This is a genomic window from Psychrobacter coccoides, assembly GCF_017498085.1.
GTDB lineage: Bacteria > Pseudomonadota > Gammaproteobacteria > Pseudomonadales > Moraxellaceae > Psychrobacter > Psychrobacter coccoides.
Genome location: NZ_JAGBKM010000015.1, coordinates 59,358 through 81,509, shown reverse-complemented (window position 1 = coordinate 81,509; position 22,152 = coordinate 59,358). Strand labels below are relative to the sequence as shown.

General features: G+C 42.7%; 17 protein-coding genes. 12 read left to right on the top strand and 5 right to left on the bottom strand.

The window, feature by feature from the left end:
• Positions 1-30: 30 nt before the first annotated feature.
• Positions 31-1,530: an alanine/glycine:cation symporter family protein gene (locus tag J3492_RS09040; RefSeq protein WP_207991730.1), complete on the top strand. Its 1,500-nt coding sequence runs from the start codon at positions 31-33 to the stop codon at positions 1,528-1,530.
• Positions 1,531-2,071: 541 nt separating this feature from the next.
• Here J3492_RS09040 and J3492_RS09035 read toward each other — a convergent pair.
• Complete coding sequence (locus J3492_RS09035; RefSeq protein WP_243453194.1) at positions 2,072-3,748, bottom strand: electron transfer flavoprotein-ubiquinone oxidoreductase; 1,677 nt, start codon at positions 3,746-3,748, stop codon at positions 2,072-2,074.
• A gap of 533 nt (positions 3,749-4,281) precedes the next feature.
• Between J3492_RS09035 and J3492_RS09030 the strand changes: the two genes are divergently transcribed.
• From J3492_RS09030 to J3492_RS09015, 4 genes are all read left to right on the top strand, one after another.
• A complete protein-coding gene (locus J3492_RS09030) occupies positions 4,282-4,977 on the top strand; it encodes a DUF1285 domain-containing protein (RefSeq protein ID WP_207991728.1) in 696 nt (231 codons plus the stop codon).
• 232 nt (positions 4,978-5,209) lie between these two features.
• Positions 5,210-6,118 carry a glutamate racemase gene (gene murI / locus J3492_RS09025; protein ID WP_207991727.1) on the top strand — a complete coding sequence of 303 codons (909 nt, stop codon included), beginning with the start codon at positions 5,210-5,212 and terminating at the stop codon, positions 6,116-6,118.
• Between the two features lie 178 nt (positions 6,119-6,296).
• Positions 6,297-7,268: a DUF4062 domain-containing protein gene (locus J3492_RS09020; protein ID WP_207991726.1), complete on the top strand. Its 972-nt coding sequence runs from the start codon at positions 6,297-6,299 to the stop codon at positions 7,266-7,268.
• Positions 7,269-7,591: 323 nt separating this feature from the next.
• Positions 7,592-7,834 (top strand): hypothetical protein, encoded by a 243-nt coding sequence (locus tag J3492_RS09015; RefSeq protein ID WP_424108395.1) that lies wholly within the window; start codon positions 7,592-7,594, stop codon positions 7,832-7,834.
• Between the two features lie 181 nt (positions 7,835-8,015).
• On the opposite strand, the gene J3492_RS09010 is transcribed toward J3492_RS09015, so the two are convergent.
• Complete coding sequence (locus J3492_RS09010) at positions 8,016-9,467, bottom strand: lytic murein transglycosylase (protein WP_207991724.1); 1,452 nt, start codon at positions 9,465-9,467, stop codon at positions 8,016-8,018.
• 291 nt (positions 9,468-9,758) lie between these two features.
• On the opposite strand from J3492_RS09010, the gene J3492_RS09005 reads away from it, so the two are divergent.
• The 3 genes from J3492_RS09005 to J3492_RS08995 all read left to right on the top strand — a co-directional run bounded on the left by J3492_RS09005 (position 9,759) and on the right by J3492_RS08995 (position 15,834).
• On the top strand, positions 9,759-11,693 hold the full coding sequence (locus J3492_RS09005; RefSeq protein WP_243453191.1) for a site-specific DNA-methyltransferase: 1,935 nt from the start codon (positions 9,759-9,761) through the stop codon (positions 11,691-11,693).
• An 18-nt stretch (positions 11,694-11,711) separates the two neighbouring features.
• Positions 11,712-12,803 carry a hypothetical protein gene (locus J3492_RS09000; protein WP_207991723.1) on the top strand — a complete coding sequence of 364 codons (1,092 nt, stop codon included), beginning with the start codon at positions 11,712-11,714 and terminating at the stop codon, positions 12,801-12,803.
• Between the two features lie 163 nt (positions 12,804-12,966).
• A complete protein-coding gene (locus J3492_RS08995) occupies positions 12,967-15,834 on the top strand; it encodes a restriction endonuclease (RefSeq protein WP_207991722.1) in 2,868 nt (955 codons plus the stop codon).
• A 50-nt stretch (positions 15,835-15,884) separates the two neighbouring features.
• Here the strand turns inward: J3492_RS08995 and tmpT are convergent, their stop codons facing one another.
• Both tmpT and msrA read right to left on the bottom strand, forming a co-directional pair.
• Positions 15,885-16,538: a thiopurine S-methyltransferase gene (gene tmpT, locus J3492_RS08990; RefSeq protein WP_207991721.1), complete on the bottom strand. Its 654-nt coding sequence runs from the start codon at positions 16,536-16,538 to the stop codon at positions 15,885-15,887.
• Between the two features lie 123 nt (positions 16,539-16,661).
• Entirely contained in the window at positions 16,662-17,183 is a 522-nt protein-coding gene (gene msrA, locus J3492_RS08985; protein WP_207991720.1) for a peptide-methionine (S)-S-oxide reductase MsrA, read from the bottom strand.
• 291 nt (positions 17,184-17,474) lie between these two features.
• On the opposite strand from msrA, the gene cmoA reads away from it, so the two are divergent.
• The 4 genes from cmoA (at position 17,475) to cmoB (ending at position 21,312) form a co-directional block, all read left to right on the top strand.
• Positions 17,475-18,260, top strand: a complete 786-nt coding sequence (gene cmoA, locus J3492_RS08980; protein ID WP_207991719.1) for a carboxy-S-adenosyl-L-methionine synthase CmoA — start codon at positions 17,475-17,477, stop codon at positions 18,258-18,260.
• A gap of 383 nt (positions 18,261-18,643) precedes the next feature.
• Positions 18,644-19,240, top strand: coding sequence for a hypothetical protein (locus J3492_RS08975; protein WP_068038134.1), 597 nt, complete (start codon positions 18,644-18,646; stop codon positions 19,238-19,240).
• A 134-nt stretch (positions 19,241-19,374) separates the two neighbouring features.
• Entirely contained in the window at positions 19,375-19,935 is a 561-nt protein-coding gene (locus J3492_RS08970) for a hypothetical protein (RefSeq protein ID WP_207991718.1), read from the top strand.
• Positions 19,936-20,265: 330 nt separating this feature from the next.
• Entirely contained in the window at positions 20,266-21,312 is a 1,047-nt protein-coding gene (gene cmoB / locus J3492_RS08965) for a tRNA 5-methoxyuridine(34)/uridine 5-oxyacetic acid(34) synthase CmoB (RefSeq protein ID WP_207991717.1), read from the top strand.
• An 83-nt stretch (positions 21,313-21,395) separates the two neighbouring features.
• Here cmoB and J3492_RS08960 read toward each other — a convergent pair whose 3' ends face one another.
• A complete protein-coding gene (locus tag J3492_RS08960) occupies positions 21,396-21,614 on the bottom strand; it encodes a DUF2788 domain-containing protein (protein WP_207991716.1) in 219 nt (72 codons plus the stop codon).
• Positions 21,615-22,152: the final 538 nt, after the last annotated feature.

Sequence of the window (22,152 nt, the reverse complement as noted above, 5' to 3'; positions counted from 1 at the left end):
TGGTGTCATATAGCAATCGAAGGTGATGATATGGGCGAGGGCGGCATAGTAGGTTGGTTTAATAGCATCGTAAACTATGGTGTGAGTATTATTTGGGGGAATAATGATTGGTTGATTGCGAGCAATCCATGGTATGGGCTATTGATGTTCTTACTCATTGGTGCTGGTCTCTACTTTACTGTGGTGACACGCTTTATGCAATTTCGCCACTTTGGACACATGTGGAAGCTACTGCGTGTTTCTAATCAAGGACGCAAGGATGGTGGAATTAGCTCTTTTGAAGCACTTATGACGTCCCTTGCTGCACGTGTTGGCACAGGTAATTTGGCAGGGGTGGCCATTGCCATTTATCTTGGCGGTCCTGGTGCTGTGTTTTGGATGTGGATGACAGCGATAGTCGGTATGTCGACTAGCTTTATCGAGTCGACGCTTGCTCAAGCCTATAAAGTGCCCCATACAGATAATGTCTATCGCGGTGGGCCAGCATATTACATTGAAAGAGGTTTGGGTAAGCGCTGGCTTGCGATATTTTTTTCGATTTGTTTGTTGATTGCTTTTGGCCTAGCGTTCAACGGTGTGCAGTCGAACACCATTGCACAGGCGACGAGTGAAGCTTTTGGTATTCCAACATGGATTACAGGAGTGGTCTTAGTGGCCTTAGTAGCACCTGTTGTATTTGGTGGGTTGCGCTCAGTAGCACGTATCGCTGGTAAGATCGTGCCTATCATGGCTATTTTGTATATTTTATTGGCGTTGTTTATTATCGTCACTAACTTTACTCAGTTTCCAGCAGCGATAGCATTGATTGTAAAGTCAGCTTTTGGTTTTGAGCAAGCAGCAGGCGGCGTTATTGGTTATGGTATTGCGCAAGCAATGATTAACGGTATTAAACGTGGTCTGTTTTCGAACGAAGCGGGTATGGGCTCTGCCCCAAACGCAGCTGCAACAGCCAAGAGTCATCCCGATCATCCAGCAGTGCAAGGGTTTATGCAGATGTTGGGCGTGTTTATGGATACGTTAGTGATATGTACAGCGACAGCTGCAATCATCATCTTATCTGGAGTGGTCGACCCTAATGTCGAGCAAGAGGGTATCCAGCTTACGCAATTGGCGTTGTCACAATATGTTGGTGATTTAGGTGTTATCTTCGTGGCGATTGCGATTTTCTTTTTCTCCTTTACTTCTATCATTGCCAACTATAGCTATGGTGAGTCTAATCTTGAGTTTATTTCTGGTAGCAAAAACGCCAAACTTATGATTATGGTGTTCAGATTTATGGTTTTGGGGATGGTGTTTATAGGCGCCATTGCAAGCTTACCGTCCATCTGGAACTTCGCTGACTTATCCATGGGGCTTATGGCTTTAGTTAACTTAGTGGCTATCTTGATGCTGTCTCCAGTGGCACTTAGAATACTACGTGACTATGAACGTCAGGTAAAAGAAGGAAAGACTGGCGAGCAAATCAAATTTGATCCAGATGACTTTGTGAAGCTTAAAAATGAGGCCAATCGAGATGCCTGGAATGACTGAGCTTACTTATTAAGACCTTAACTACTGATCGAATATGCATTAAAAAAACCGCTCTTATTTTCAGAGCGGTTTTTATTTATCTCGAGATTGGTCGAATAACCCCTCATCTTATCGTGATGGTTTTGCCATGTTTCATCCAATGTTAATGTGCCATGACAAAATGCCCATCTACCATGCTGCTCAGCATATAAAGCATTCAACAGTTTACGATGCTTAATAGAATCAAGCGTACGCATTTGTTGTAGCTTTTCAGCGTATAGTCGATACACTCTAAAAATGTCATAGCGCTACTGGGATGCTTTCTGTTCAAAATATAGGTTGCGCAGCCTCTGGGTACGCAGCACGCAAGTAAAATTTATATCAGTAGCGCGTTTAAATCCATAACAGTTGTACATTCAGCTGACTATATGCGTCCCATTTAGGGTCAAACTGATGGTAATCCGCTTTTACCTTAACATGGTGTTTGATATGAAAATCACCCGTGCTCGGAAAGCCCCGTATATCGGGGCGTACACAGCAAGCACGACACTAATTGTTGCACCTACATATTTGGATAGTTGGGACCGCCGCCGCCTTCTGGCGTGACCCAAGTAATATTTTGCGAGGGGTCTTTGATATCGCAAGTTTTACAATGCACACAGTTTTGCGCATTGATGACAAACTTGGCACCTTCTGCATCTTTAACCACTTCATAAACCCCAGCTGGGCAATATAAACGTGCAGGCTCTGCATACAATGGTAGGTTAATCGAAATCGGCACAGTAGCGTCAGTGAGCTTTAAATGATCGGGTTGGTCTTCAGCGTGGTTGGTATTGGAGATAAACACTGAGGACAGTTTATCAAATATCAGTTTACCATCAGGCTTGGGATAATCAGGTTGATAAGCGTGAGCCGCTCGTTCTAATTGGTCATAATCATGCTGATTATCACGAATGGTCAAGGGCATTTTACCTTTAAGAATGTTTTGATCGATAAAGTTAAATGCACCACCCATCCATTGACCCATACGATGCATTGATGGTGCAAAGTTACGAGCCTCATAATTGTCTTGATAGAGCCATGACTCTTTAAACATAGTGCTATAGGCAACGACATCATCGTGTTGGCGATCTGCTTGTAAGGCTTCAAAGATGGCTTCAGCAGCAAGCATGCCTGACTTCATTGATGTATGTGTCCCTTTGATTTTAGCAGGGTTCAAGAAACCAGCATCATCACCCACAAGCACACCACCTGGGAAGGTGAACTTCGGCAGGGAGTTGAGGCCACCTTTCGTTAAAGCACGAGCACCATAAGAGATACGCTTACCACCTTCTAAAACGTTGCGAATGATTGGATGTAGTTTGAGACGCTGCATTTCATCAAATGGTGACATATAAGGGTTGGAATAAGATAAGTCGATGACCATACCAAAGCTCACTTGGTTGTTTTCATCAAAGTACAACCACCAACCACCAGAGGATCCTGTGTCTGTCAAAGGCCAGCCTGAACCATGCATCACAACGCCTTCTTCATGCTTTGCTGGGTCCACTTCCCAAAGCTCTTTCAGACCGATGCCATAATGTTGTGGGTCACTGTCTTTATCAAGATTAAAGCGACTAATCAAACGTTTACCTAAATGGCCACGGCAACCTTCAGCAAAGACAGTATACTTTGCTAGTAGTTCATATCCAGGCTCATAGCTGGGCTTTTCAGATCCATCAGCTGCCACACCCATGTCACCTGTTAAGATACCTTTAACGGAGCCATCGTCATTATAGAGGATATCAGAGGCTGAGAATCCTGGAAACATCATAACCTCGAGCTCTTCAGCTTGCTCAGCAAGCCAGCGCACGACGTTGCCTAGAGAGACGATATAGTTGCCTTCATTGTGCATACTGGCAGGCACAATTGAATCAGGAAGCTTGGTTGATTTGGTCGCAGAGCCAAGCATATAAACACGGTCTTCTGTCGCAGGCACGTTTAAAGGAGCGTCTTTGGCTTTCCAGTCTGGTATCAGCTCATCCAAAGCCCGTGGCTCGATGACGGCGCCGGATAGCGTGTGCGCACCAAACTCAGAACCTTTTTCGACCACACAGACCATAAACTCGTCATTGCCCGCTTCTATCGCCAACTGACGTAAGCGAATAGCCGTAGACAGGCCAGCAGGTCCACCACCCACGACAATAACATCAAACTCCATGGACTCCCTTTCAACTTCAGGCTCGGCAGGCTCAGGCATTTGCTCAACAGGCGCTTCGTCAACGGCAATGTCTTGAGTGGGTTCTGTTTGCTCTGCCTTAGATGTATCTATAGTGACTGGTGCATCAGTATTGATGTTATCTGCATCAACGACTGGTGTTTGCTTATCTTGCTCTTGCATACCTACTCCTGAACTTTTAGTGGCTTATCTTTGGGCACAATACGATTTGCAATTAAATAATAAGGCTTGCAACAACATAGTGTCTCAAACATATATGGCTGCCCGATAAAACTGGCTTTGCGGCATCAGTTGACAACATTGCCATTGGATTTATATCCATAATTAACATCTAAAAAACCATGAAAATGAGGTAAGACCATCATTTTAATAAAAATAGTTACTCATTATAAAAGAAAAGTCCTACAAACACGATACGCATTTGCAGGTATCAGTGCTAAGGTAAGGTTAATATGATGAGTATGTAAAGTCTATAGTGCTTTATCATACCTGAAACTAAAATTAATAGTAATGCTGTCATCACCATACTTTAAATAATACTAGGAGACATAGGTATGAAAAGTAACACCAATAATGATAAGGGTGACGATAGTAATGTCGCAAAGAGTGACCCTAAAGTCATGCAGGATTTGAGTGATATAGAGAGCTTGAGCCAATACTTGAAAGAGCATGCAAGCGAGCGCCAAGGACGTGCGATACCACCACTTGAGAAATGGCATCCAGAACAAATCGATGAGATGGATTTGGTCATAAAAGCAAACGGAGAATGGTGGCACGAAGGTGGGCTAATGACTAGACAGTCATTAGTCAGCTTGTTTGCAACCATATTATGGAAAGAAAAAGCAGATGGTGTGACTGAGTATTACTTAAAGACACCGGTACAGAAAATACGTATTCAAGTCGAAGATGTGCCGCTTTTGATTAATGATGTCGGTATCGTGGTAGAGGATGGCGTAAACTGGCTTGAGTTTACGACCACAACAGGTGATGTGGTGCGATTAGATGAGGCACACTCAATCGAGTTGCGCGCTTTTCATGCTGCTGATCTTAGCGAAGACCGAGTCACCGATGACGCAAACGAGGTGCAAATCCGTCCTTATATGTTGGTTCGTAATGGTTTGGAGGCGCTCATAGGTCGCAACGCCTTTTATCATTTGACTGAAATTGGTGAATTGACAGAGAAAAACGGCGATACTATATTAACATTGCAAAGTGGTGGTCGCTCTTATGAGGTTGCAATGCCGGTATAAAAGCACTTAACGCATTCTAACCTTGAAAGGTTTTACTGATACCATTAGGATTTTATGAGCGCTAGAGTGATTGCGATTACCCAGAATACTGAACAGTAGTACGACGCAAAGAAAGTGCTCTACTGCTGTATTTTTTTATTTAAATAACATGGCAACAGACTGTGACTATATACCTGAGATACTTACTTCACTCTTTAACCCACCGGCTCTGTAGAGATGGCGATGACCAGCTATGGGTGCTACTGTGAGTGTCGCCACTAAATTGCCATCTACTGATCAGATAAGCGCTGACTTATATCTAGGTAACAAAAACAGCAGCGCCCCGATAGGTCTGTTTGACTCAGGCGTAGGCGGGCTGTCCGTCTACAAACACTTAGCAGCGCAGCTCCCTGCCGAGCGTTACATGTATTATGCAGACACTTTGCATGTACCCTATGGCAATCGTGATGGCAAAAACATTGAAGCGTTGACCTTACGGGCGGTAGAGTGGCTATATCAAAACGGCTGCAAACTTATCGTGATTGCCTGTAACAGTGCTTCTGCTTATGCATTAGAAGCAGCGCGTCGTTGTTATCCGCAGTTGCCAATAGTAGGCTTGGTCCCTGCCTTAAAACCGGCGGTACAGGCCAGCAAGACTGGGCACGTTGCAGTACTAGCCACCAAGGCCACGCTAGATGGCGCTTTACTAAATCAAGTCATCACTGATGTCGCTGCCCCTAATGCCATAACCGTCACCAAATACTTTGATCCACAACTGGTGCCGTGGGTCGAAGCTGGTATGCCAAAAACATCTGAGACTGCAAAGCGCTTACAGCAGCAGTTGCAGGATTTTGCCGCTGCCGACGTCGATTGTTTGGTATTAGGCTGTACGCATTATCCGTTTTTTAAGTCCTTTTTGATGAGCGATATAAAAGCGCAGCGATTGAATATTCAAATCCTTGACTCTGGGCAGGCAGTAGCAACTCGTGTACGATCCTTATTGACTGAGCATCAGCTTTTGGCGTTACCTGAGCAGTTAAGCATTCATGATGATGACAGACGTCATGCTTTATTATTCTATGCCAGTGCTTATAGTGATCAGCTAAAGGAAATCATACAACGCCTAATGGGGACAAACGCAGCAGTAGACTATGTGCTTTAAATAAAGTCTTCTTATTGGCTTGCGGTTACTTAGTAAGCCATTTATTCTATAATCGACTATCCACTATAAGATTGGCTATAATAACTATAACCTGTCTCATGTTTTGACTCTCATCGTTTTAAAATGCGCCTACTGTCTTTAGGGTTGTTATTAACCATTTATCATCACTGAGGTTACTGTGGCAAATCATCGCTATCACATTCACGTCATCGGCGGCGCTCACGAGCAGCCGATGGTCTTAGATAGTTTGGCGATCTGTTTTCAAGGTACGGCGTTTTTGACTCATGATGCGATAGTGAAATCAACGCAAGCCTCATTATATAGCCGCCAATGTGTTGATGCTTGTGATTACATCCTAGCTATCATTGGCGACAGCTATGGCACGGCCCAAAAAAATGGCGTTAGCCAGTTGCATTTGAGTTATTTAAACGCCAGAACCAAGCTCAAGCCTATGCTGGTGCTTATTAAATCCTATAATAAAAACAAAAAATTAAACCGGCAGTTGCGTGACTTCATTCGGTTGGTTGAAAAGCAAGCGTACGATGTCTACTACTATGATGAGACGACAGATATCTCTGGTCTTTTGCCTGATTTGCATACCAAAATGGTTGAAAAGTATGGTTTAAAGCCAAGCTGGGCCTATATTCATAAGCATAGTGAGGCAAATGAAGATGAGAGGCTGCATCATTCTTCCTCAGAAAAACACCCGACCGCCAAAGACACTACTCAATCATTAGTGTTGTCAGATGTTATTGAGATAAGGTACAGGGCGCAAGCTTATGAAGGTGGTAATCTCACTGACATTAAGATGAGCATACATCTGAGTTGGCAGCAGATATTACAAGCTCTTACGTTGATTTCCAATCCTTTTTCTAGTTACAGTTTACAGGTCTGTATCAATCGTTTGATCGCCAATCATGCGGAGCAAGATATCAAAAAACAAATGCCAAATGTGCATGCGGTATCACGCTATCAAGTGTTTCATAACGACCTCAATAATTTGCAGCGTGCTTTGGTTGCGGCTAACTACATCCAGCTGACGGCTTGTGGGCTGAAAGCATCACAAGAGTTATGGAGGTTGACTTTTTATGCCAAAAAGCACCTATCAGAAAGCCAATCTAATGACCATACGACCTCAGATGGATCGTAATCGCCTTACAAGATAAAAAATAATCTTTCAGCCCTGAGGTTAAAGGTTTTATGGTACCTGTGCTACGTTTTGTAATACAAAGCATACGTGTCTGTAGTTGTTAATCTGCTTTATAGTAGGGATAATTGATAGTAAGCGAAAAAAATCGCTCTTATAAAACATACTATAAATAAGCATATTTATAAGATTAATACTTCAAAAGCCTATCGTCAGATACAGATGATAAGCTTTTAGATGACAATCTTTGGACAGTTAAGGAGCAGGTTATGACTACCTCTAAGTTTGATGATTTGAATAAAGACCTCAATACTTTGACAGAGCAGATGCGTGATGCTGATCAGTTTCACACGCTAGAAGAACAAATAGCAGATATGAAACGCCGTGGTATTGATCCGAGTAAGGCTTATCAAGACTGGGACAAACGAGAAGAGGAAGAAGACTGGGGCGACGAGACGTGGAAAAAAAACGGTAAATGGGAACCAAAAACACCAGAAGATCTCGATGAAAAAGCCCGTGAAAACTGGGATGGTGACAGCGGTAAACCCAATCCACCGCCTATTGTTTAACCCTTTTATAAGCCATTAATCTTTTATCGCTGTTGATGGGTCTACGCATGACATCATTGTGATATGAGTTTGGAGTAAAAAGAGCCACGCTATGACTAGCGTGGCTCTTTTGGTTTGTAGTATTGACATGCTTTAGTGGTACAAGCTTCCACAGATCTAGTACCATCTCAATGCAATCAGGCTAGGAGCCTTCATCTATACGTATTAAACGTATCACGCCGTCAGCTCCTGTCACACGGCGATAGCGTGGGTTTTTAGATGCAGTGGGGCGTGTGGAGGATGGCTGTGAGTATTGAGTTGGCTTCGTAGTTTGCTGCTCTATCAGTTGCCCCATACGATCAGCTGGTGCAGGGTTTAAGGATTGAGGCTGCTGGTATTGGTTGCGACTGGGCGCAGCATTACCAATAATAGTGCGATAGAACTTTTGTCCTGCACGGCCATCCGCTGGAAAAATGCCGCGGCTGGTTTGATACTGCTGGATAGCGCTACGGGTGTTATCACCGATAATGCCATCGACCCCACCGATATCATACCCGGCGTCTAGTAATGCCTGCTGGATGTCTTTGGCTTGTTGGCGACTGATACCTGGGTCATCAGTCGGCCAAGCGGTAATAAAGTCAGTTTTGCTGCTGTCCTCACGTGTAATCAAATCAGATAAGTGCGCAATAGCTAAGGCATAGTTCTCTGAGGCATTGTACGAATAAAAAGTATCAAAGTTTTTGCCGACCAAAAAAGCAGGGCCGTCAATACCTGCAGGTAGCAATAAACCTGCGCTACCAAGGTCATAAGGCAATGGGCTACCGTTGGCCAGCGTTAACCCTTGATTACGCCAGTGACTCATCGACTTTTTGTTTTTTCGACTTGACGCTGCCCAGTAACCATCAGGAAGTTTAACTTCATAACCCCATGGCTCACCACTGCGATAGCCACGATTTTTTAAAAAGTTAGCCGTAGAGGCCAGCGCATCTGGCACACTGTTGACGAGATCACGGCGACCATCACCATCAAAATCAACTGCCAACTCTAAAAAGGTACTGGGCATAAACTGCGTTTGCCCAAACGCCCCAGCCCATGAGCCTGTCATATCACTTGCTGCAATATCACCACGTTGAACAATCTTTAAGGCATTGGCGAACTCACCACGAAAATAGCTCTGACGACGATCAAAACAAGACAGAGTCGCTAAAGACTCAAACAAAGGCTTTTTGCCTAACGTCTGACCGAAGTTGGACTCTACACCCCAGACGCCGAGTACGTGTTCAGGTTTGACGCCGTAACGAGCCTCAATACGGCGTAGCGTGTCGCCCCATTGACGCTTAGCACGAATACCGTCTTCTACACGCTCTTTATCCACTAGTGCCGATAGATAGTCCCAGACGTCTTTTTGAAACTCAGGCTGATAGTTGAGCGATTGAATGACACTAGGATCAGGCTGGCTAGGACGATAGCTGTTAAAGGTATAGCTGTCGACACCACGAAACTTACTGGAGTTTTTCAGTCTGTCCAAGCACTGCTGAAACTCACTATTAGACAAGTCAGGCGCAGGCGGACGAGCGGCTTGCGCCGTGCTGGCAAGACTAAGGCCAATAGCGGCGGTCAGCAGAGATAAAGCAGAAAGGGAGGGTAAACGCATGAGAATATCCTATAAACGTCAAAGAGCCATGAATAAAGCAAAATCATAATCAGTATGACGTTAGAGTAACCAATCTACATCTTAAAGAAAAGCGCTCGAAGTACGCTGTTACTATAAATTGACGTAAGAGCGGTTTTAGAAGAGGGTTGAAGATGGAAAGTAAGGCGTCATTTGCTGTCGTCTAAATCTCCGAAAAAGTCGCACTATCCATAACGCTATTGCTATACTGTCCCGATGCTAACTTGTATATTTTAATTATCTTGTCCTTTCACGAATATTGTAGCCGCAACTATGAGTAATCCAATACATCCGACTAGCCAAACCCCGCAACAGTTGACCCTTAGCAAACTCAAGCAGTTAATGCCCGAGGCGTTTAGTGAAGGTCAGCTCGATATCCATAAACTCACCGCGCTGCTATCTGAGCAAGATATCGCACCCGCGCAAGAGGCGTATGGGCTAAGCTGGGCGGGCAAGCATCAGGTGTATCGTGAGCTAAAAACCCCAACCAGTCAGACGCTAGTGCCAGAGCCTGATGAATCAGTCAATTTTGATACGTCGCAAAATCTGTTTATAGAAGGCGATAACTTGGCTGTGCTGAAGATATTACAAAAGAGCTATCACAGCCGTATCAAGATGATATATATCGATCCGCCATACAATACAGGCAATGACCGCTTTGTCTATGCCGACGATTTTAGTGAGAGCATTGCGGACTATAAGGCGCGAGCAGGGCAAACCGATGCCGACGGTAATCTGACTCATAGCGATGGCATGCGAGGTAATCGAAAAGAGAACGGTCAGTATCATAGTAATTGGCTAAACATGATGTATCCAAGATTGGCACTGGCAAAGAGCTTGCTGCGTGAAGATGGCGTTATCTTTGTGTCGATAGATGACAATGAAGTGGCAAACTTACGTTTGCTGATGGATGAGATATTTGGCGAGGAGAATTTTGCTACTGAACTAATTTGGAAGTCACGCCAAAATGTTGATAGTAGAAATAAATCAAATATTTCAAATGATCATGAATACATTATTGTTTACTGTAAAGATGTATCAAAATTTAAATTCACTGGTAAGTCCATAGATTTAAAGAAGTATTCTAACCCTGATAACGATCCTCGTGGTCCATGGATGAGTAATAATATTTTAGGGCTAGCTAATAAGGATCAACGCCCTAATTTACATTATACATTAATTGACCCTGAGACTAATATTGCCTATGAATGTCCTGCCGAATCAGGGTGGAGATTTTCTAAAGAAACTATGGCAGAGAAGGTTGCTGAAAAAAGGATAGTGTTTCCTAAGAAAAAAAGTGGAAGACCTAGAGAAAAGGTGTTTCTAAATGAGCTTTCAACTAGATTTACAGGCTTTTCTAGCTTTCTTGATACTGATAATGGATTTACCTTAAACGGTACAAGAGAGGTTCGTGAATTATTTGATAGTAAGTATTTTGACTTTCCTAAGCCTTTAGCTTTGTTAAAAAACCTTATTAAACAAGGCTCTAATGATAACGATATCATCTTAGACTTCTTTGCAGGGTCTGCAACCACCGCTCATGCAGTGATGGCGTTAAACGCTGAAGAGGCGGAAAATAACGAAGCAGGCAAGCGTAAATTCATTATGGTACAGATTCCTGAAGCCACGGAAGCAGACAGTGAAGCTTACAAAGCAGGATTTACCAATATCGCCGAGATATCCAAAGAGCGCATTCGCCGTGCCGCTGCCCATATCACCTCCGAGCTGCCTGAATCCGTCGATAGCAAGGCGCTGGATTTTGGTTTTAAGGCGTACACCCTTGCCGACAGTAACTTTATCCCGTGGCAGCAGCCCGCCAGTTACGACGCTGATAGTCTAATGGCGCAGTTAGAAAAACACCTTGACCCTATCAGCGATAATGCCACTACTGACGGTATCATCACCGAGCTGATGCTCAAAGAAGGCTATACCTTGACCGCCATTGTCAGCGAAGGTGACGGCTATTATCTGGTCACCCAAAACGATGCGCTAATTGATAATTTTGATGCTGACAGCTCTGATAACGCGGGCACGTCGATTCGCCTAGCGATCGTGTTAGACGATATGACCACTGATAAAGCCACACAAATCATTGCGCGCGCTCCCAATAAAACGTTGATTATGGATCGCGCCTTTAGCGATGACGCCAATAAGGCAAATATTGTCTTGCAGTTTGAGGATGCTGGGCTGGTGGTTGGGTGTGTTTAGAATAATGAGGGTATGGATATGAGTTTACAAAATAACAAGATTAAAAGAGCAACAATTTTTAAACCTAATCAAAATTTTGAGAACGAAAGGAAGTTGGACTTAAATCTAATTTGTCTAAACAAAAAAAATGGTATAGAAACATCATTACTTTTAGATACGAACATACTTATCAAAATTGAAACTGTGGTTAAAAATGGTAACAAGTGGAAAAATGTGAAAGAGCAAGGTTTGGATAAGTTTGTAACTTTATTACAAAGAAGTCCGCCTAGAAGCGTATGCCCTTCTATTGGTTTTGCATTGAATGAGATGCCTCCACAGAATGCTGAATTTTCTCAAAAATGTTATGAAATATTTTTTGCAAAACACTTACCAAAATTTGTTGATACGCCTAATTCAATTAAAAGTAATTTTTCTAACACTCATATAAAAAAAGATTATGGCTTTGACGATTTAGATATAAATCGTAAAACTCCTATTTTTTTACACTACGCATCCTTCATATATTTGAATGCAGTTTATAGAGACTCTCGATACAAGACTCCTTTTGAAAAATTTAAAGCATATTTGGATTTAGTAGTAGAGAATATAAATCTTATTTCAGCTATGGATTTAGAGATAGCTAAATACTGCTTTTCGATGGATCAAGATGGTCTAATCGACTACAAAAAAGATATAAGAGGAAATTTTCTTAAAATTGGGGGTAAAAGAGGGAGGTTAGCTAAAAATATTGAGGATATAAAAAAGATAGCCTTTAACGCTACTTGTGATGTACATCTTGTAGATGCCGTTAATATTTCTGATCAGGTGGGTTTAAGTGATGTAAAGCAGGATACATGGATAGTAACGACTGACGAAAAGCTAGTCGATATATTTAAGTACTTTCACTATATTCATGAAGGAAATACTGTTGGTAGGATAGCCGCCATAACTAGAAATGATCATCATAACTCGGAGTATTGGAATAAGGTCGATGACCTATCCAGCTTTTATAGGATTAAAAGAGAAAAAATGGAATTTAAACCTGAAAATTTTAAAAATGATAATGTGGATAGGATCGTTAACGAAGCTTTAGAATATGCTGACGAAGTACTGGCTAGATTGGCTTGTTAATATCAACTATATTCATACCGTCAAAACAATACATATTGAATAGATTATATTCGAACTCCTAAGCAATCCTTAGCAGTTCAATCTCAACTACCGAGGATTGCTAGGTAGTTCAAACCACGCCCAAAAAACTAACAATAAAGCCAATATAAAAGTATCAAAAACCATGATAACCCTCACTTTTGAACCAAACCTTGAACACCAAAGCCACGCCATCAATGCCGTGGTTGATATCTTTCGTGGACAGCCCTCCATGCTCGATACCAATGCTGCGCTCGATAACTTTGCCTTAGCCCAGCCGATAAATGTTGCAGGCAGTAAGAGCCTCATTAATCAACAAATGATTAGCCAGCAAATCGCCCGCCAAGCCATAGCCAATCAGCGCATTATTAGTGATGAGCAGGTGCTGGATAATATTCAAGCCGTGCAGCGTGAGCATAATATCGAGCCGTCAACCACGCTCTACGACGACGACAAAAACCTTGCTCAATATGGACTTAACGCCTCTATAGAGATGGAGACCGGCACTGGTAAGACTTACGTCTACTTGCGTAGCATCTACGAGCTGTATCAGACTTATGGTATGCGTAAATTTGTCATTGTTGTGCCGTCGGTGGCGATCCGAGAAGGCGTGATAAAGTCTATTGAGATGACCAAAGTGCACTTTGCTGGTCTATATGGTAATGTTAATGTAGATCCTCGTGTATACGACAGCAAAAACCTAAATAAACTCCGCGACTTTGCCACCAGTCAAACGATACAAATCCTTGTGATGAACATTGACGCCTTCGCCAAAGACGAAAACATCATCAACCAAGTGCGTGAACAAGGCGTTGCCCCGATTGAGTATATTCAAGCGACCAACCCCGTTGTTATCGTTGACGAACCGCAAAATATGGAGACCGCTAAGCGCTTGGACGCTATTGCCAGTTTGCAGCCGTTGATCACTTTGCGTTATTCAGCGACGCACAAGTACAGCCGTCATCTGCTTTATAGCCTAAACCCAGTCAAAGCCTATGACGCCGGACTGGTGAAGCAAATCGAAGTCGATTCAGTTATGAGCGATGACAGCTTTAATGAGGCTTATATCGAGCTGCTGGACATCACCGCCAAAAAGACCAAAATCACCGCCAAGGTCAGCGTCTATGCCAACGTCAAAGGCGTGGTCAAAAAGAAAACCATCAGTATCAGTGACAACGATGATCTCTATAAAAAGACCGAACGTGAAATATACGCCAATGGTTATATTGTTAGCGGCATTAACGCTGTGGAAGGCTACATTGAGTTTGATAATGGGGTGACCATTGATAAAGGTCAGCAGACTGGCGGCATGACTGATAGCGTCATGCGTTATCAAATTGAGCGCACCATTGAGGCACATCTGAACAAGCAGCGTAAACTATTACCGCAAGGGATTAAAGTATTATCCCTACTGTTTATTGACCGTGTCGATAACTATTTGCTTAACCAAACAGACGGCTATACGCGCTCAGGTAAATTTGCCCAGTGGTTTGAAGAGATATATCAGACGTTATTAGATAAGCCTAAATATCGTGATCTAAAACAACAATTAGCGGCGCACTATCAGGCTGGGGTCAGCGATATTCATAACGGTTATTTTTCTGTCGATAACAAGGGACGCGCTAAAGACACCTCTGGTAACACTAAGGGCGATGATGATACTTATAGCCTAATCATGCGAGATAAAGAAAAGCTGCTGAATCTAAATAATCCGCTGCAGTTTATCTTTAGCCATTCGGCATTGCGTGAAGGCTGGGACAATCCCAATGTGTTCCAGATATGTACTCTTAACGAGACCAAATCTACCCTAAAAAAACGCCAAGAAATTGGTCGTGGTCTACGTCTATGTGTCGGTGCAGATGGTCATCGGGTTTATGATAAGCAGATTAATATTCTGACTGTCGTCGCCAACGAGAGCTATGATGACTTTGCTAAAAGTCTGCAAAATGAGATTCAAGATGATTGCGGTGTGAGCTTCGCAGGGCGGGTAAAAAATCAAGCGCACAAGCAAGCCGTTCGTTATCGTAAAGGCTTTATGCTCGATGATAACTTCAAAGCCATTTGGGATAAGATTAAACAAAAGACTCAGTATCAAGTACGCTTTAATACTGATGAATTAATCACTGCCGTTACCAGCCTAATAGCCGATATGGCAGAAATAGTCGCACCGCAAGTTCAGGCTAACAAAGTACGCCTGACCATGAGTAATGACGGCGTAGAGAGTCGCTTATTAGCCATCAATAGCCAACGTCAGCATTATACGACGGATAATAGCGATAACAGTGATAACGCTGGCGCTGATAATGATATTAATCAAACGACTGTCAATCAAACGACCATTAATCAGCCTGTATGGCAACTGCCTGATATCTTAACTTATCTGGCTCGCCATACCAAATTGACCCGTGCCACTTTGGTTGAAATATTGCGTCAAAGCGGGCGTATCGATGAGATGCTTATTAATCCGCAAGTCTTTCTAGAGCGTTTGGTAGCGATTATTAAACAAGCGCAAACTGACCTGATGGTAAAAGGCATTGAGTACCAAAAAAACGGTCAAATATATGCCCAGCGATTATTAGAGCGCTTAGAAGCTCAGCCAACGGACGTCTATGCCAGCGATTATCATTTCGATGTTACTGATAGCGACAAGACGATTTTTGATAACCTAATACCACTGGACTCCAATACTGAGCACCAATTTGCACAAGATTGCGAGAGTATGGAGAGCGTACGCTTTTATTTTAAACTGCCCAATTGGTTTAAGATTAACACGCCGCTAGGGAGCTATAATCCTGACTGGGCGGTGATCAAAGAGGACGATGAGGAAATAAGCCAGCTGTACTTCGTTGCTGAAACTAAGAATACAGGTGGCAAAAGCGCAGTAGGTCATGCGGTAGATATCGCTAAGCTACCACTACCGCAACAACAAAAAATCCGTTGCGGTCGAGCGCATTTCAAAGCGCTAGACAATGAGCTGAGCTTTAAAGTGGTGGAGACAGTGGCGCAGTTGTAACAGTGACTTTGGCTTGATCAGAGCAGTAATGTGCCCAGACTTTGTGAGGTTTAATATAGATGCCAAACCTGCTGCGTTACAGTTAAGTCAGGAGCAGAGCCGATACTAGTAGGCCCACTTGCCAGCTCATATACTTGATAATGATCGCTATAGTATTGCTGAACTTGTTTGTCATCAACTGAAAAAGGTGGGCCATCTTTTTTATTTTGATCATAACTGAGGGTGATGATGAGCTGTGCTGCGTTATCACTGATGTGGCGTATTTGCTGGCTATAGTTGGGACGCATATCATTAGCCATTGCGATCAGTGCTGCTCGATCATAAAGCGCATCAATATGATCGATATCATCAGCTGTCAGGGCAAAAATATCAGCCACCCATAACCCAATCGTCTGTCCCGCCAGCTCAGCCTGATAGTATTTCATAGCGGGATTATCTGCAAGCTGGTGTATGGCAGGGGTTATACCTTGTTCAGCAAAAAACGCCTGTACTGCAATTTCAGACAGCTCAATACCGATAACCTCATAGCCTTGCTGCGCCAGCCATATCATATCCAGCGACTTACCACATAAAGGCACCAATACCCGACTACTAGGAGACAGATCTAGCTTATCGAAATACTCCACCAATAACGGATTAATATCAGACTTATGAAAGCCAATACGACCTTCTTGCCAACGTGATTGCCAAAACTCTGGATTCATATAATTATCCCTAAAAAAACAGACCCTATTTATTATTGCTGACTATCATACCGCTAAACGCAATAAAAAAGCCAAGCGTATTAAACCTTGGCTTTTGTAGCGTACAAGAATATCTGTAGATATCTAGCTCACCATATACTGACTAAACTCTTTACGTAATTTGGCAAGCTTTGGTGGTATCGCAAAGTTGCAATAAGCTTGTCCTGGGTTTCTGTTAAAAAAGTCTTGGTGCGCCTCTTCGGCTTTGTAGAACGTCATAGCAGGATGAACTTCTGTAACCACATTGATACCCATATCACGTAGATTGTTAATAGTACGATCAATGGTCGGTTTTTGTGCCTCGTCACTGTAAAACACCACACTACGATACTGACTGCCGACATCGTTACCTTGACGATCTTTAGTGGTTGGGTCGTGGGTGGCAAAGAACACATCGAGTATCACCTCTAAGGGTACGATAGATTCATCAAACTCAACTTTGATAACTTCAACGTGTCCGGTATCGCCACCACAGACCGCTTCATAGTTAGCAGATATTGCATCGCCGCCCATATAGCCTGATACGACGGATTGTACGCCTTTTACTGATAAAAATACTGATTCGGTGCACCAAAAGCAGCCACCGCCTAATATAATGGTTTGCATAATTTTCCCTATTATTATATCTGTTGCTATAAAGGTGAGCTAAGGTCTTTATCTGGTTGTAATGTTTTCATTTTTCAATGACAGATTACTTTTGATAACTTATTGCTTACAATAATTTTTTAGCCTCAGCGCTTGCTAATCAGCTTAGCAGGTGAGCCAAACGCGATAAGTAACAAACAGTAATGTTATAATGGGCTTTTGCTACGTTAGTCTGCTCTGGGCTAATGGCATCAATCGAATTTTCTGAACACTTCCCAAACAAAGTTCCATTATGGAAACCAAAAATCAAAAATGAGTCGCACCATGAGCCAATCCAAGCCTGCTATCAAACACGACACCCTATTCACCACGCCACTTGATAAAGCGGCGCGCTTTTCTTTTGATGAGCAAGTGGTGGCTTGTTTCCCTGATATGATTCGTCGCAGTGTCCCTGGTTATGGTCAAGTGCTGGCGATGCTGCCCATATTTGCCCGTCGTCATTGTAAGTATCGTCAGCAGAGCGATAGTGGTCAGCGTGTCAGCCGAATTTATGATTTGGGCTGCTCACTTGGCGCAGCAAGCATGACGCTGGCAGGCGAGTTTGCGCCGCAAGACTTGCAGATCAAAGCGATAGATATCTCACCAGCGATGACGACTGAAGCGACCACATTACTGAGTGATAATTATCCTGAGCACGATATTGAAGTCATCACTGCTGATATCCGCGACGTCAAGCTTGAGCCATGTGACATGGTCATCTTAAACTTAACCCTACAGTTTTTACCCGCAGCCGATAGGGTAGCGGTATTAGACAATATTTATAATGCCTTAAGCGAGGGCGGTATACTGGTACTGACCGAAAAGACTCATGCTTTTGATGAGCAGTACGATGCATGGTTGGTTGAGCGTTATTATGATTTTAAACGTGCCAACGGTTATACCGAGATGGAGATCAGTGGCAAACGCAATGCGCTAGAAAATGTCCTCATTACCGATACCTTAGATGAGCATCATGCGCGTCTGGCACAAGTTGGTTTTCAGCGGCATCTGACATGGTTTCAGTTTTTAAACTTTGTTTCTATTGTGGCGTTTAAATAGTGGGGTTTGATTAATTTGTGGGAGCTGATCTCGCTTTTCGCTATTATCTGCTAGTTTGTATGAGGCGAGAGGCTAAGGTTTGGCGCGTCTCCTGCTACGCGAGCCACGCCAAAACCAAGCCCTCGCAACTCATTCAACCCAGCAGGATAACCGCTACAATCGAGGCTAGCGGTGACACCGCTCTCGTGCTTATATTCACCGTAGTTAAAGTTTTATCTCACTAAAAAACTGAAGTCTTGTAGGATGCCGCCTTGCGCACCATTTTGTAGTATATGTTTGCTTAATTTAGATGTGCGCTGGGTATATTCTACGCTGACTTCCCAGTTTAAGAGGTGTTCAAGGGTGGGTCATTTAAAATATTAGCGTTGAAGGGATCATTTGTAATGAATAAGATTAATAGTTTAGATGCATATATAGACAGGTCGGGAAAGGCTATGTTAGCGGGTTGTTGGACTTATGATAATGCTAGAGCAGCAGAAAAAATGTTAGATTGGGATAACATTGGGAAAAATAATGAAGCATGGAAGGAAGGCCCTTTTTTGTCAGCAGGCAGCGGTCAAAAGGAAATTGATAGAACAAGACCCTACTGTTTTAGAATGAGTGAGCACTTTTCTACTGTTGCTAGTATGGTAGTAGGCCCACCTCAGAATGGCGTTGGTAAAATACAAATACCCCTACCTCCTTTAAGTGAGCAGAGATCGAAAGTAGAGCCTGTAATATCAAAGCTAATAATAATTGAACAATTCGAACTATTTAAAGAGTTTTTAGAGACATTCGAAGGGCCAACTAATAAAAAAAGAAGGACAGAATGGGAAAGCATATTAGATGAAGAAGTAATTAAAGACATCACGAAGATAACAGATAGAAGGAATGCTCTAACTCACGATTCAATATATGAACTTTCTTCAATGCAAGAGGCAGTAGAGTATTTTGAGAAGCTTAAATATTTAGCACCTATACTTTTTAATTTGTCTTCATAGTAGCCTACCGAATGATAACAATATTAACGCAGGTGGGTTATGCTCTGTCTTCATTCTCTACGAGAATTTGACAAGTCTAACTTATTTTGTAAGGTACGCCCAGCGCACCAACTCATTGAACGTAAGGCATGAATATGATTCCATCTATAGCCGAGAGAAAGATTCATCAAGTATTAACAAGAAAAATAAGCTTCCAATCATTTGAACAATGGTTGTATGAAGATAATGTATTAGAGTCTAGCAACCCCGACTTGTATCTTGAACTAATTTCCTTTGATTATAGTTCTGAAGATATTTTTAAGGATTACTATGATAGTTTTGCAAGACACGTCCATTTTCATAAGTTTGAGGCCGACCGAATAAAAGAATATCTATACTCAATTATTAATAAAGATGAAAACTGTGGTAATGCGATTTGTGCAATGTACGAGTTATACTGTGACGGTTATGGGTTTCTAGGAAGGTTAGGAATTATATATGGGCTCTACCTAGTAGACTACGAAACCTCTGAATCAAACCATAATATAGAGAATATCTTAGATAAGTTATATCCCGAGATTATTGAGGATGCTAAAAATGCATTAAGTTGGTTAGCAGAAGGCAAAATTGTTTTTATAAGGCAGGATAATGGTTATGGTGTTTTTGAATATGAGGACTTTCGTAGTGAAGCGGAAGTTTTGCAAGGACAGGCATAAGACGCATTCAAGTTAATGGCATAAGTAAACACTCACGTTATAAGCTGTTAGAAAATCCTATTTAAAGGATTTTCCTTGCAAGCAGAATAAAGCAATGCTTTGTTTTAATGACTTTCTGGTGCGCTGGGCGCACCCTACGAAAACTACATGAAATCAGCTCTTGCCGAGGGACGAGGCGCGCATAACCTCTTAAAGAATACCGAGCTATGTCCTGCATATTTGCCAACTTTTAAAGCACTCCAATCTTAAGGCTCATCTTTTTTGCTTTTGTATTTAAAATCTTTAGACTCTCTACCAACGTTATCATTAATCAACCCGAACTGAACTTTTATGACCAACCAAACTATTGCTAATGCCGAACGTGAACTGTATTTAACCTTGCTAGCACTAGCGCAGCAGCAGCCGAGCGCTTATGAATGGCTAAAACAACTACCAACGTGGCTAGGTGATATAAAAGACAAAGCCAACTATGCACACGCACCTGCTTATCAAGCATCGGTAGCGCGTTTACCAGAACTAATCGTCAATACTGTCGATTTGAACAGTGATGTGTTGACGATTGAGGCAAGCCTTAGTAAGTCTCAGCGCAAACAAACAACAGCGTTATTAAAGCAGCTAATGCCGTGGCGCAAAGGGCCGTTTAAAATTGGTGGTCAGATTGGCGATGATGAGTCAGGTATCAAAATAGATACCGAGTGGCACAGTGATTGGAAATGGCAGCGGGTAGCGCCGTATTTGAGTACACTAAAAAATAGACGTGTGTTAGATGTCGGCGGCGGCTCAGGCTATCATGGTTGGCGCATGGCAGGAGCGGGCGCAGATACGGTCATTATCGTTGATCCGTCTTGTTTGTTTTATCATCAGTTTATGGCTATACGGCATTTTGTCGGTAGCGCTGACGCTCATGAGACAGGCCGCTACCGCACCCATTATATTCCCGTACCACTTGAGGCTCTGCCGGCGCACAGCCAGCTGTTCGATACCGTATTTAGCATGGGTGTGCTATACCATCGTCAATCCCCTTTTGAGCATCTGCAACAGCTCAAAGGACAGCTGATAAAAGGCGGTGAGCTGGTGCTAGAGACCTTGGTTATTGAGGGCGATGCCAACACCGTACTGGTGCCCCATGACCGTTATGCACAGATGAATAATGTGTATTTTTTACCGTCAGTAGCGGCTCTAATCGGTTGGCTAAAAAAAGCTGGATTTCATGACGTGCGCTGCGTCGATGTCGATGTGACAACCATAGAGGAACAGCGCAAAACTGAGTGGATGACGTATCATTCGTTAGTAGATTTCTTAGACCCGAATGATCACACAAAGACTGTGGAGGGTTATCCTGCACCGATGCGTGCAACTTTAATTGCCAAGAAATAACAGAGACATATATCTAGTTAGTCATATATCTAGGCATCAAAAAAGGTCATTCGATCAAACAAGGTCACTGTGCTAAAGAAAAATTAGATGAGCCATTTTTTAAAGGCGACTTCTAAGAGGAGCTTGAGCAAAAAGCCCACAAAACCTGCACCAAGAGCCAAGAAAATCCAAAAGGTACCTGCACGTCCAGCATCAGACTCTTTGGATATGTCCCACATAATAAAAAACAAGAAAGCGATAAATATTGGTAGTAAGACGTATAAACCCCAACTGGTGATGGTGCTGGCAGCGATAGCAAACATAATGTAATCCTATAAAGTGGTCATGGGTCGTCTATTTGTTTTTATTATTTTACCATGTTTATGATGGTAAGCGACGATGGTCTGTTGCCTTGCCGCTTGCCTGATGTGACAGCCAGTCGACAATGTATGTGAGCAATACCAATCACCATTATAACGTGGAATGGGTTGGGTATAAACAACGGCTACAAAGTGAATCACAGTATGCTGTGTTTTGTTGGGGGCCCGACTGTATAGTCAGTCCAATATGAAAAAGATAAAGCGGAACTGGGATGCTTAGTTTTTTAATGTTGGTTTTGCAGCCTCTGTCGGCGTAGGCACAGCACGCTAGAAAAATTTATACCCGTTTCGCATTATTAAATAACGTATCCATTTTATTTAGTATCGACTATATCCGGTTTTAAGAGGTTGTATTTTGACGCTATTTTTAGCGTAATGAGTGCAATAAAGTATAAAGATTGTTATATTTATAGATTACTTATCTTTTTTACATTTTTTCTCTTCTGCAACGCCAGTCTCCATTATAATACGCAGTCATTGA

Excerpts from the sequence above, each read along its gene's own strand:
- J3492_RS09040 (WP_207991730.1), top strand. The coding sequence starts at position 31 with ATGGGCGAGGGCGGCATAGTAGGTTGGTTTAATAGCATCGTAAACTAT.
- J3492_RS09035 (WP_243453194.1), bottom strand. The coding sequence starts at position 3,748 with ATGCCTGAGCCTGCCGAGCCTGAAGTTGAAAGGGAGTCCATGGAGTTT.
- J3492_RS09030 (WP_207991728.1), top strand. The coding sequence starts at position 4,282 with ATGAAAAGTAACACCAATAATGATAAGGGTGACGATAGTAATGTCGCA.
- murI (WP_207991727.1), top strand. The coding sequence starts at position 5,210 with ATGGGTGCTACTGTGAGTGTCGCCACTAAATTGCCATCTACTGATCAG.
- J3492_RS09015 (WP_424108395.1), top strand. The coding sequence starts at position 7,592 with ATGCGTGATGCTGATCAGTTTCACACGCTAGAAGAACAAATAGCAGAT.
- J3492_RS09010 (WP_207991724.1), bottom strand. The coding sequence starts at position 9,467 with ATGCGTTTACCCTCCCTTTCTGCTTTATCTCTGCTGACCGCCGCTATT.
- J3492_RS09005 (WP_243453191.1), top strand. The coding sequence starts at position 9,759 with ATGAGTAATCCAATACATCCGACTAGCCAAACCCCGCAACAGTTGACC.
- J3492_RS09000 (WP_207991723.1), top strand. The coding sequence starts at position 11,712 with ATGAGTTTACAAAATAACAAGATTAAAAGAGCAACAATTTTTAAACCT.
- J3492_RS08995 (WP_207991722.1), top strand. The coding sequence starts at position 12,967 with ATGATAACCCTCACTTTTGAACCAAACCTTGAACACCAAAGCCACGCC.
- tmpT (WP_207991721.1), bottom strand. The coding sequence starts at position 16,538 with ATGAATCCAGAGTTTTGGCAATCACGTTGGCAAGAAGGTCGTATTGGC.
- msrA (WP_207991720.1), bottom strand. The coding sequence starts at position 17,183 with ATGCAAACCATTATATTAGGCGGTGGCTGCTTTTGGTGCACCGAATCA.
- cmoA (WP_207991719.1), top strand. The coding sequence starts at position 17,475 with ATGAGTCGCACCATGAGCCAATCCAAGCCTGCTATCAAACACGACACC.
- J3492_RS08975 (WP_068038134.1), top strand. The coding sequence starts at position 18,644 with ATGAATAAGATTAATAGTTTAGATGCATATATAGACAGGTCGGGAAAG.
- J3492_RS08970 (WP_207991718.1), top strand. The coding sequence starts at position 19,375 with ATGATTCCATCTATAGCCGAGAGAAAGATTCATCAAGTATTAACAAGA.
- cmoB (WP_207991717.1), top strand. The coding sequence starts at position 20,266 with ATGACCAACCAAACTATTGCTAATGCCGAACGTGAACTGTATTTAACC.
- J3492_RS08960 (WP_207991716.1), bottom strand. The coding sequence starts at position 21,614 with ATGTTTGCTATCGCTGCCAGCACCATCACCAGTTGGGGTTTATACGTC.